The organism is Pseudomonas folii (assembly GCF_014357575.1).
GTDB lineage: Bacteria > Pseudomonadota > Gammaproteobacteria > Pseudomonadales > Pseudomonadaceae > Aquipseudomonas > Aquipseudomonas folii.
In genome coordinates, this window is the sequence record NZ_JACONW010000026.1 from 38,903 (window position 1) to 49,752 (window position 10,850).

Consider the following 10,850-nt stretch of genomic DNA (forward strand, 5'->3'; position numbering starts at 1 on the left):
GGTTACTTCAGCTGGTTCATGCGCTCGATGACCTGGCGAGTAACGTCGTACTGTGGCTTGACGTCAATCACTGCACCGCGCTCGAAGACCAGGTCAAAAGCACCTTTCTTGATCACTTCTTCAACTGCCTGATCCAGCTTAGGCTTGAGTTGCTTGAGCATTTCGCGGTCGGCAACGGCTTTGGCTTCGTTCAGTTCCTTGGACTGGAACTGGAAGTCACGGGCTTTTTGCTTGAATTCAAGCTCAAGACGCTCGCGCTCAGGCTGGGCCATTTTGTCGCCACCGCTCACCAGACGATCCTGAATGCCTTTGGCGCTGCTTTCCAGGGTTTTCAGTTTGGTCAGTTGCGGACCGAACTTCTTCTCTGCATCAACGGCATATTTCTTGGCCGCATCAGATTCCAGCAACGCCATCTGGTAGTTCAGAACGGCAATTTTCATGTCGGCAAAAGCCGGACCTGCTGCCAAAACGGTTGCCAGCAGTACCAATTGAGTCAACTTACGCACGGTGTACTCCTACAGAATTCGCTGTCGTTATCTAAAGTCAGACGCTTAGAAAGTCTGACCAAGGGAAAATTGGAAAACCTGGGTTTCAGTATCGTCATCCGGTTTCTTGATCGGCATCGCCAAGGCGAAGCTGAGAGGACCGAGGGCGGTAACCCATGTCACACCTACACCAACGGAACTGGCCATGCCGGACAGATCAATGTCGTTACATTCAACCTTCTTGCCATTGCGCGTCCGGGTGTCGTCGCAGTTGGTGTCGAATACGTTACCGACGTCCCAGAACAGCGAAGTGCGCAGGGAGCGTTGGTCTTTGATGAAGGGCAGAGGGAACATAACCTCTACACCACCTTGAACAAGAACGTTGCCGCCGAATGGGAGCGGGTCCTGATCCGGGTCAGGCCTAGTGCCGTTTTTGCCGGTACTTGGAGTACTGCGCGGGCCAAGCGTACTGTCTTTGAAGCCACGAACCGAGTTGAAGCCACCGGCATAGTAGTTTTCATAGAACGGCAGACCCGAGGTCGAACCATAGCCATCGCCGTAACCCAACTCGGTGTGCAGACGCAGGGTGTAGTTATCGGTAATCGGGTGGAAGTATTGGGCGCGGTAGTCGAGTTTGTAGAACGACAGGTCGCTGCCCGGCAAGGTAGTTTCAAATGTCAGGCTTTGTGAGTGACCACGAGTCGCCAGCACACCTTTGTTCAAGGTCGACTCGGACCAGCCGACCGAGCCCTTGAAGTTCAGGTACTTGTCGCCTTCCTGGTTCACGAAGTCAAAGATTTCGTCAACGGTATAGGTACCGGTCTTGATTTCGTCCTGCTGTACGGTCAGGCCGTAAGTCAGACGCGAAGTCTCGTTGATCGGGTAACCCATGCTGATGCCAGCACCCAGGCTGTCTACCGCATAGCTCGCAACGTCGACGTCAAGGTCGTCGTAGTCGGTGGTGCGGTAGAACGCGTTGTAACCCAGGCTCACACCATCAGCAGTCCAATACGGATCGACATAGCTGAAGTTGTAACGGCTCTGGTATTCGCTGCGAGTCAAGCCGATGCTGACCTTGTTACCGGTACCGAGGAAGTTGTTCTGGCTGATCGAACCACCGAGGATCAGGCCAGCGCTTTGAGCGAAACCGACACTGGCGGTGATCGAGCCGGAGGCCTGCTCTTCCACGGCATAGTTAACGTCAACCTGATCGTCGGTACCCGGAACAGCCGGGGTTTCGACGTTCACTTCTTTAAAGAAGCCCAGACGATCCAGACGAGTCTTGGACTGGTCGATCAGGTAGGTCGAAGCCCAGCCACCTTCCATCTGACGCATTTCACGGCGCAGCACTTCGTCAGCAGACTTGGTGTTACCACGGAAGTTGATGCGGTTTACGTAAGCACGCTTGCCTGGATCAACCACGAAGGTGATGTCGACGGTGTGATCTTCGTCGTTAGGTGTCGGCACGCCGTTGACGTTGGCGAAGGTATAGCCTTCGTTACCCAGACGACGGGTGATCAGTTCGGACGTCGTGGTCATGACCTTGCGCGAGAACACCTGGCCTGGTTTGACCAACAGCAGGGATTTGACCTGATCTTCCGGAACCTTGAGGTCACCGCTCAGCTTGACCGACTTGACGCTGTACTTCTGGCCTTCGTTGACGTTGACCGTGATGTAGACGTTTTTCTTGTCAGGCGTGATCGAGACCTGAGTCGAGGCGATATCCATGTTGATATAGCCGCGATCGAGATAGTAGGAACGCAGACGTTCGAGGTCGCCGGAAAGTTTTTCCCGGGCATACTTGTCGTCGTTCTTGAAGAAAGAAAGCCAGTTGGTGGTCTTGAGCTCGAACAGGTCGATCAGGTCTTCATCAGGGAAGACGCTGTTACCCACCACGTTGATGTGCTGGATAGACGCTACGGTGCCTTCATTGATGTTGATCTTCAGGCCAACCCGGTTGCGTGGCTGAGCAACGACTTCAGTTGCGACTTCAGCCGAATAGCGGCCTTGAGCAACATACTGGCGCTGCAGTTCGTTACGCACACCTTCAAGAGTTGCCCGCTGGAAGATTTCGCCTTCAGCCAGACCCGACTGTTTCAGACCCTTCATCAGGTCTTCAGTGGAGATGGCTTTGTTGCCTTCGATTTCAATACTCGCGACAGATGGACGCTCGACGACGGTGATGACCAGCACGTTGCCGTCACGACCCAACTGGATATCCTGGAAGAATCCGGTTTTGAACAGTGCGCGAGTGGCATCCACCAGACGACCATCATCCGCTTGCTCGCCAACGTTCAGCGGCAACGCACCAAATACACTGCCCGCGGATACCCGCTGCAGGCCATTGACACGGATATCGGAGATAGTGAAGGACTCGGCGTGAACTTCGGCAATCATCAGTACGGCAAGAACCGCAGTTAGCAGCAGACGTTTCATGAAGTCCTTTCTTATTCCAACTGGCAATAAACAAACTGCCGCAAAATGCGGCAGATTCGCAACTCAGCAAAGCTAAGCTTTACAGTCGACCCAGATCGTTGACCAGTGCGAGCAACATAACGCCCACCACCAGACTGATACCAATCTGAATCCCCCAACCTTGAACCCTTTCTGAAAGGGGGCGACCACGTGCCCACTCAATCAGATAGAACAACAGATGCCCCCCGTCCAGCACTGGAATAGGCAGTAAATTCAGGACTCCCAGGCTTATGCTCAGATAAGCGAGGAAATTCAGGAAATCACCTATGCCCGACTGGGCCGAAGCGCCCGCCACTTTAGCAATGGTTATCGGTCCACTCAAGTTTTTTACCGAGAGCTCGCCGAACAACATTTTCCTGAGTGAGTCGAGGGTCAGTACGCTCATGGTCCACGTACGGCTGGCGCCCTCGGCCACAGCGGCCAACGGACCATAACTGACTTCGCGCAGCATCTCCGGTGGCCAATCGATACCTTTGACGCCAGCCCCCAGATAACCGCTCGCAGCCTTGCCCTCACCACGCGCTGCGAGTGTCAGCGGCACATCAAGTTGCGCGCCGTCACGCTCCACACGCAGGGAAATTTTCGCGTCAGGGCGCTCACGCACCCAATCAACCACTTGCTGCCACTCTTCTACGGGCCGACCATCCAGAGCAACCAGCTTGTCGCCGGTTTTCAGCCCTGCAGCCTGAGCAGGACCTTTCGGGTCCAGCTCGGCCAGCACCGGCGGCAATGCCGGACGCCATGGACGAATACCCAGCGACTTGATCGGGTCCGGCTCTTCAGCCCCTTTCAGCCAGTTATCCAGCGCCAGGCTGTGAGCGGTATCGACCGTCGCGTCTGGCTCGCGCACCCTGAGCGCGACCGTACCGCTTTCACCCAGCCGGCGCACCAGTTGCAGATTCACAGCTGACCAGCCTGCAGTTGCTTCGCCATCCACAGAAACAATTTCCTGACCGGAACTCAGCCCTGCCTGTTGCGCAATACTGCCAGCCTCGACTGCACCGATTACCGGGCGTACCTGCTGGGTGCCCAGCATGGCCAGAATCCAGAAAAAGAAAATTGCCAGCAGAAAGTTCGCAATCGGGCCCGCACTGACAATGGCGATGCGCTGATAAACCGACTTGCGATTGAACGACTGATCAGCCAGCTCGGGAGGAACGTCACCTTCACGCTCATCGAGCATTTTTACGTAGCCACCCAAAGGGATGGCTGCGATTACGAATTCGGTGCCCTGCCGATCATGCCAACGAACCAGTGGAGTGCCGAAGCCGACCGAAAAGCGTAAAACCTTGACGCCACAACGCCGTGCGACCCAAAAGTGGCCGTATTCGTGAAAGGTAACCAGCACACCTAGCGCAACCAGGGTGCCGACAATCATATAGAGCGCGCTCATCAACTTTCTCCGGGTACCGGCTGGGTCAAACCTCGAGCCAATACCGTCTAGCGTCTGCGATTAACGCCCGTTGCGGCTGAGCCATTGCTCGGCCAGAACGCGCGCTTTTGAATCCGCGCTGAATACAGCTTCCAGATCAGGAAGCGGCACAACGGGTTCAAGATTCAAAACATCGTCGATCATACCCGCGATTTCCGGATAACGGATGCGCCGATCGAGAAATGCAGCTACAGCAACTTCGTTCACGGCATTCAGCGTGGCCGGGGCGCTGTTGCCAGCCTCGGCAGCTTGCCGCGCCAGACGCAGGCACGGGAAGCGCTGTTCGTCAGGTGCCTGGAAGTCCAGACGCGCGATACTGAACAGATCCAGAGGTGCAACACCTGAATCGATGCGCTGCGGCCAGGCCAGTGCATGGGCAATGGGCGTGCGCATGTCCGGATTGCCTAGCTGAGCAAGCACTGATCCGTCCACATAGTCGACCATCGAATGAATGACGCTCTGGGGATGAATCACTACCTCAATTTGATCCGGCCGAGCATCAAATAACCAGCAAGCCTCGATAAGCTCAAGCCCCTTGTTGATCATGCTGGCCGAGTCCACCGAAATCTTGCGCCCCATCGACCAGTTGGGATGAGCGCAAGCCTGCTCAGGGGACACGTCATTCAATTCGCTCAATGGCGTTTCGCGAAACGGACCACCCGACGCAGTCAGCAAAATGCGCCGCACACCCACCGGCTCCAGCCCGCGCGCATAATCAAGCGGCAGACACTGAAAAATCGCGTTGTGCTCGCTATCAATAGGCAGCAGAACCGAACCACTTTGACGAACCGCCTGCATGAACAGGGCGCCAGACATGACCAGCGCTTCCTTGTTCGCCAGCAATATCTTCTTGCCTGCCTCGACAGCCGCCAATGTAGGCCGCAGACCGGCAGCCCCGACAATCGCGGCCAGCACGGTGTCGACCTGCTGATGAGCGGCGACTTCGCACAGACCACCCTCCCCCACCAGTACACGAGTATCAAGACCTGCTGCGGCCAGATCGTCCTGCAATTTGCGCGCAGACTCCTGTGTCGGCAGCACAGCAAAGCGTGGTGTGTGCTTGATGCACAGGGCCAGCAACTCGCTCTGCCGGGTAAAGCCCGTCAGCGCAAATACCTGATAGAGATCAGGATGACGAGCTATGACGTCCAGCGTACTCAGACCGACCGAGCCTGTAGCGCCTAAAACGGTAACCTGTTGAGGACGACTCACAGCACGCCCCAATCAGCAGCCCACAGCAGCACGGCAAAAACAGGGATGGCAGCTGTCAGACTGTCGATACGATCAAGCACTCCGCCATGGCCCGGCAACAGATTGCTGCTGTCCTTGATACCGGACTGGCGCTTGAACATGCTTTCGGTCAAATCGCCCACCACCGAAATGAACACAACGATCGCCGCACCCAGCAAGCCGAAAACGAACTGCGATCCGGTCCAGCCGCGAACGACACCGACAACGACCGTGATCAGCAGACAGGTGAGCAAACCACCGTACACACCCTCCCAGCTCTTGCCCGGACTGACTTTCGGCGCCAGCTTGCGCTTGCCAAAAGCCTTGCCAGAGAAGTAGGCACCAATATCCGCCCCCCAAACCAGCACCATGACCGACAGAATCAACCAGTTACCCAGCGGCCATTGCTTGATCAGCACCAGCCCCTGCCATGCAGGCAGCAGGATCACCAGACCGATAGCCAGTTTGCAGATCGCACTGGACCAGTGCCGACTGGATTCCGGGTATGTCAGTACCAGCCAGGTTGCCAGCGCCCACCATATAACCGCTGCTATCAGAATCCAGGGAGCAAGCCCTGGCATCAGATAGAGAAGAAACGATAGCGCCGCCACAGCAGCGGCATAAGCGATGCGCGCCGACTGAGCCGGAAAACCGGCGAGACGCGCCCATTCCCAGGCACCGAGGGTTACCACCACGCCAATGAACAGGGCGAAGCTGGCCCCGGAAAGCAGGAAAAATCCGCAAAGCGCAATCGGCAGCAGAATGAGTGCAGTGATAATCCGTTGTTTCAGCATTAAACCCGGGCTCCAGCTTCGATCTGCTCACTCGTTTTACCGAAGCGACGCTGACGCGAAGCGAAATCGGCCAGCGCAGCGCGCATGGCATCGTGTTTGAAGTCCGGCCAGAATAGGTCGGAGAAGTACAGCTCGGCATACGCCAGCTGCCAAAGCAGGAAGTTACTGATGCGATGCTCGCCACCCGTACGAATGCACAAATCAGGCAACGGCAAATCACCGGTCGCCAGACAGGTTTGCAGCAATTCAGGCGTAATGTCGTCCGGACGCAAATGCCCGGCCTGCACTTCGCGCGCAAGTCGCTGTGCAGCCTGGGCGATGTCCCACTGACCACCATAGTTGGCGGCAATCTGCAGGACAAATCGATCGTTTCCAGCGGTACGACTTTCAGCTTCTCGCATAGCCGCCTGAAGCTCGGGGTGAAAACGGGATCGGTCGCCAATAATGCGCAGGCTGATCTGGTTCTCATTCAGGCGCTTGGTTTCACGGCGCAAGGCCGTGAAAAAAAGCTCCATCAATGCCCCGACTTCTTCGGCTGGCCGCTGCCAGTTTTCACTGGAAAACGCAAAAAGCGTGAGCACCTCGACTTTGGCCTCAGCACACACTTCAATGACCGCGCGAACCGCATCCACACCCGCTTTGTGCCCGGCAACACCGGGCAACAGGCGCTTCTTCGCCCAGCGATTATTACCATCCATGATGATCGCGACATGACGCGGCACCGATGACGGCGCGGTCGATTTTGTCTTTTCCATGAAAGCGCCCCGAACCTTATACGGCCATCAGGTCTGCTTCTTTTGCCTTGGTGGCCGAGTCGATGTCTGCCTCTGCCTTGTCGGTCAGTTTCTGGATATCTGCAGCAGCACGACGTTCTTCGTCTTCGCTGATTTCCTTGTCCTTGACCAGCTTCTTCAAATCCCCCAGTGCATCACGGCGAATATTACGCACCGCGACACGAGCATCTTCAGCAGCGCTGCGAGCCTGCTTGGTGAAGCCCTTGCGGGTCTCTTCGGTCAACGCTGGCATGGAGATCAGCAGCAACTCACCAAGGTTGGTTGGATTAAGGTTCAATCCAGCGCTCTGGATCGCCTTGTCGACAGCCGCCAGCATGTTGCGCTCGAAGGCAACGACCTGCAGGGTGCGGGAATCTTTGACAGTGACGTTGGCAACGCCACTCAGCGGGGTGTCTGCGCCGTAGTAAGGCACCATCACACTGCCCAGAATGCTTGGGTGAGCCTTACCGGTACGAATCTGGCCAAATGCATGGCTCAAGGATTCAAGGGATTTCTGCATGCGCTCTTGAGCGTCTTTTTTGATTTCGTTGATCATTGTGCGCCTTCCTCGATCAGGGTTCCTTCAGCGCCGCCATGTACGATGTTCAGCAGGGCGCCGGGCTTGTTCATATTAAAAACACGGAGTGGCATCTTGTGATCGCGGCACAGGCAGATTGCCGTCAGATCCATTACGCCCAGCTTGCGATCCAGGACTTCATCGTAAGTCAGATGATCGAACTTCTCTGCATGCGGGTCTTTGAATGGGTCTGCGGTGTACACACCATCCACCTTGGTTGCCTTGAGGACAACATCAGCGTCGATTTCGATTGCCCGCAAGCAAGCAGCCGAATCGGTGGTGAAGAACGGATTGCCAGTACCTGCCGCGAAAATCACAACTTCTTTTGAGTTCAGGTGACGCATGGCTTTGCGACGATCGTAATGATCGGTCACACCCACCATCGAGATGGCAGACATCACGATGGCAGAAATGTTGGCGCGCTCCAGTGCATCACGCATTGCCAGGGCATTCATCACAGTGGCCAGCATGCCCATGTGATCGCCAGTAACCCGGTCCATGCCAGCAGCACTCAGCGCGGCACCACGGAACAGGTTACCACCACCAATAACCAGTCCGACCTGGACGCCTATGCCGACCAGTTGGCCGACTTCAAGCGCCATGCGATCCAGTACTTTTGGATCGATTCCGAACTCTTCGGAGCCCATCAGGGCCTCGCCGCTAAGCTTGAGTAGAATGCGTTTATAGCGAGCCTGATAACCACTGCCCTGCTGAGCCATTGCGAATCTCTCCTGCGGCGTTTTCTGAAAAAAATCTGTGCGGGCACTTTAAGCCTGCGCTAACTCTAGCTTGACGCTGCGAGAGCGTCAGAAGAATGCAGCCTTGTAAGCCACTTCTCCAAGGAAAACAAACACCTTTTCCTTTTTGACAAAGAGGCTGCGCGCGTAAGCGGGCAGCCTCTTGGATACGACAGTCGGTGAACCGTCTTACTTCTTGCTTGCAGCTACTTGCGCAGCGACTTCTTCAGCGAAGTTGTCGACTGGCTTATCGATGCCTTCGCCCACTTTGAAGTAAGTGAAGGAAACGATTTCAGCACCGGCTTTCTTGGCCAGCTCGCCAACCTTGACTTCCGGGTTCTTGACGAAAGCCTGCTCAACAAGGCTGGCTTCAGCCAGGAACTTGGTGATACGACCAGCAACCATTTTCTCAACGATTTCGGCTGGCTTGCCTTTGATCTTGTCTTCGTTCAGTTGCAGGAAGACGCCCTTCTCGCGCTCGATCGCTTCGGCAGAAACTTCCGAAGGCAGCAGGAACTCAGGGTTGCTTGCAGCAACGTGCATAGCGATGTCTTTGGCCAGCTCAGCGTCGCCGCCTTTCAGGACAACGACTACACCAATCTTGTTGCCGTGCAGGTAAGCGTTGACCACGTCACCTTCGATGCTCGCCAGACGACGGATGTTCACGTTCTCGCCAACTTTGGCAACCAGAGCAGTACGCTCGACTTCCTGAGCTTCGATCAGCGGAGCTGCGTCGGTCAGTTTGTCTGCGAATGCTTTTTCCAGGCTGCTGGTGACGAAGTTCTTGAAATCGTCTTGCAGGGCCAGGAAGTCAGTCTGGGAGTTGACTTCGATGATGGTAGCGCGCTTGCCATCTTCGGCAACCTTAACGGCGATAGCACCTTCAGCAGCAACGTTGCCTGCCTTCTTGGCAGCCTTGATTGCGCCCGAAGCACGCATGTCATCAATGGCTTTTTCGATGTCGCCGCCAGCCTTGGTCAAGGCCTTTTTGCAATCCATCATGCCTTCGCCGGTACGCTCGCGCAGTTCTTTAACCAACGCTGCAGTAATCTCTGCCATTTCAAAATCCTCTTGGATAGGTCTTTAACCATTCCACCCGCCTGAACGGGCGTTCAAATTCTTGAAAACTCATGGTGACATGCCGTTCATGACAAGAACGTCATGACAACGCCAACACATGGTTCTCGAGGTGGCAAAAAGGGGGCCAAGCCCCCTTTTTGCGTACTGAGTCAACGCTAGGCGTTGGTTACTCAGCCTTCAACTGCAGCGGCTGGAGCTTCTTCGACGAAAACGTCGGTGCCGCCAGCAACGTTGTTACGACCGCGGATTACAGCGTCAGCCATCGAACCCATGTACAACTGGATAGCGCGGATTGCGTCATCGTTGCCTGGGATGATGTAGTCAACGCCTTCCGGGCTGCTGTTGGTATCGACTACGCCGATAACCGGGATGCCCAGCTTGTTGGCTTCGGTGATCGCGATGCGCTCGTGATCAACGTCGATAACGAACAGTGCGTCTGGCAGACCGCCCATGTCCTTGATACCACCCAGGCTACGATCCAGCTTTTCCAGATCGCGAGTACGCATCAGCGCCTCTTTCTTGGTCAGCTTGGCGAAAGTACCGTCTTCAGCCTGAACTTCAAGATCACGCAGACGCTTGATGGACTGACGGATGGTTTTGAAGTTGGTCAGCATGCCGCCCAACCAGCGGTGATCGACGTACGGCGAACCGCAACGTGCTGCTTCTTCAGCAACGATCTTGCCAGCGGAACGCTTGGTGCCGACGAACAGAATCTTGTTTTTGCCCGAAGCCAGCTTCTCAACGAAAGACAGCGCTTCGTTGAACATTGGCAGGGTTTTTTCAAGGTTGATAATGTGAATCTTGTTACGCGCGCCGAAAATGTATTTACCCATTTTCGGGTTCCAGTAACGGGTCTGGTGGCCGAAGTGCACACCGGCCTTCAGCATATCGCGCATGTTGACTTGGGACATGATAGTTCCTTGATAAGTCGGGTTAGGCCTCCACGTATCCCAATGACCAACCAGCGGCTTCGAGCCGAAGGCACCCAGGTCATCGTGTCGACACGTGTGTGGGTTAGTGCTTGCGGGGCTTACCCCGGAAAGCGGCGCATTTTATACCATAGAAGTCCGGATAACGGAAACCCAATTACGTGCAGGTTGCACGATGCTTTTATTGCCTTCTCGGAGGCAGCGGTAATAGGGAGGTGATTTTTGTGTGTATATCCGTTTCCGCGTTAACGACTTCTATTGGTTGCGCTTTTACAGCGCCTCACTTTTGATAGAGCGCAAAAGTAAGCAAAACGCTCTTGCCCCACCACTTGGTGCCC

10 protein-coding genes are annotated in these 10,850 nt (G+C 55.5%); all 10 read right to left on the reverse strand.

Annotation, left to right across the window (positions count from 1 at the left end; translation table 11 throughout):
* Positions 1-2 precede the first annotated feature (2 nt).
* Positions 3-506 (reverse strand): OmpH/Skp family outer membrane protein, encoded by a 504-nt coding sequence (locus H8S59_RS08205; protein WP_027898803.1) that lies wholly within the window; start codon positions 504-506, stop codon positions 3-5.
* 45 nt (positions 507-551) lie between these two features.
* Positions 552-2,921, reverse strand: a complete 2,370-nt coding sequence (gene bamA, locus H8S59_RS08210; RefSeq protein ID WP_095093591.1) for an outer membrane protein assembly factor BamA — start codon at positions 2,919-2,921, stop codon at positions 552-554.
* 79 nt (positions 2,922-3,000) lie between these two features.
* On the reverse strand, positions 3,001-4,353 hold the full coding sequence (rseP, locus tag H8S59_RS08215; RefSeq protein WP_187521083.1) for a sigma E protease regulator RseP: 1,353 nt from the start codon (positions 4,351-4,353) through the stop codon (positions 3,001-3,003).
* A gap of 60 nt (positions 4,354-4,413) precedes the next feature.
* Positions 4,414-5,604 carry a 1-deoxy-D-xylulose-5-phosphate reductoisomerase gene (gene ispC, locus H8S59_RS08220; RefSeq protein WP_187521084.1) on the reverse strand — a complete coding sequence of 397 codons (1,191 nt, stop codon included), beginning with the start codon at positions 5,602-5,604 and terminating at the stop codon, positions 4,414-4,416.
* The gene (locus tag H8S59_RS08225) at positions 5,601-6,416 is read right to left on the reverse strand and encodes a phosphatidate cytidylyltransferase (RefSeq protein WP_187521085.1); all 816 of its coding nucleotides are present in this window, start codon (positions 6,414-6,416) and stop codon (positions 5,601-5,603) included. The genes ispC and H8S59_RS08225 overlap by 4 nt, the downstream gene beginning before the upstream one ends.
* A complete protein-coding gene (gene uppS, locus H8S59_RS08230; RefSeq protein ID WP_095093595.1) occupies positions 6,416-7,171 on the reverse strand; it encodes a polyprenyl diphosphate synthase in 756 nt (251 codons plus the stop codon). The genes H8S59_RS08225 and uppS overlap by 1 nt, the downstream gene beginning before the upstream one ends.
* Before the next feature lie 16 nt (positions 7,172-7,187).
* A complete protein-coding gene (frr, locus tag H8S59_RS08235) occupies positions 7,188-7,745 on the reverse strand; it encodes a ribosome recycling factor (RefSeq protein ID WP_027898809.1) in 558 nt (185 codons plus the stop codon).
* Positions 7,742-8,485, reverse strand: coding sequence for a UMP kinase (pyrH, locus tag H8S59_RS08240; protein ID WP_032630773.1), 744 nt, complete (start codon positions 8,483-8,485; stop codon positions 7,742-7,744). Before pyrH ends, frr begins: the two co-directional genes overlap by 4 nt.
* A gap of 207 nt (positions 8,486-8,692) precedes the next feature.
* On the reverse strand, positions 8,693-9,562 hold the full coding sequence (gene tsf / locus H8S59_RS08245; RefSeq protein ID WP_027898811.1) for a translation elongation factor Ts: 870 nt from the start codon (positions 9,560-9,562) through the stop codon (positions 8,693-8,695).
* Between the two features lie 191 nt (positions 9,563-9,753).
* The gene (gene rpsB / locus H8S59_RS08250; protein ID WP_095093596.1) at positions 9,754-10,494 is read right to left on the reverse strand and encodes a 30S ribosomal protein S2; all 741 of its coding nucleotides are present in this window, start codon (positions 10,492-10,494) and stop codon (positions 9,754-9,756) included.
* Between the last annotated feature and the right edge of the window lie 356 nt (positions 10,495-10,850).

Excerpts from the sequence above, each read along its gene's own strand:
- bamA (WP_095093591.1), bottom strand. The coding sequence starts at position 2,921 with ATGAAACGTCTGCTGCTAACTGCGGTTCTTGCCGTACTGATGATTGCC.
- rseP (WP_187521083.1), bottom strand. The coding sequence starts at position 4,353 with ATGAGCGCGCTCTATATGATTGTCGGCACCCTGGTTGCGCTAGGTGTG.
- H8S59_RS08225 (WP_187521085.1), bottom strand. The coding sequence starts at position 6,416 with ATGCTGAAACAACGGATTATCACTGCACTCATTCTGCTGCCGATTGCG.
- uppS (WP_095093595.1), bottom strand. The coding sequence starts at position 7,171 with ATGGAAAAGACAAAATCGACCGCGCCGTCATCGGTGCCGCGTCATGTC.
- frr (WP_027898809.1), bottom strand. The coding sequence starts at position 7,745 with ATGATCAACGAAATCAAAAAAGACGCTCAAGAGCGCATGCAGAAATCC.
- pyrH (WP_032630773.1), bottom strand. The coding sequence starts at position 8,485 with ATGGCTCAGCAGGGCAGTGGTTATCAGGCTCGCTATAAACGCATTCTA.
- tsf (WP_027898811.1), bottom strand. The coding sequence starts at position 9,562 with ATGGCAGAGATTACTGCAGCGTTGGTTAAAGAACTGCGCGAGCGTACC.
- rpsB (WP_095093596.1), bottom strand. The coding sequence starts at position 10,494 with ATGTCCCAAGTCAACATGCGCGATATGCTGAAGGCCGGTGTGCACTTC.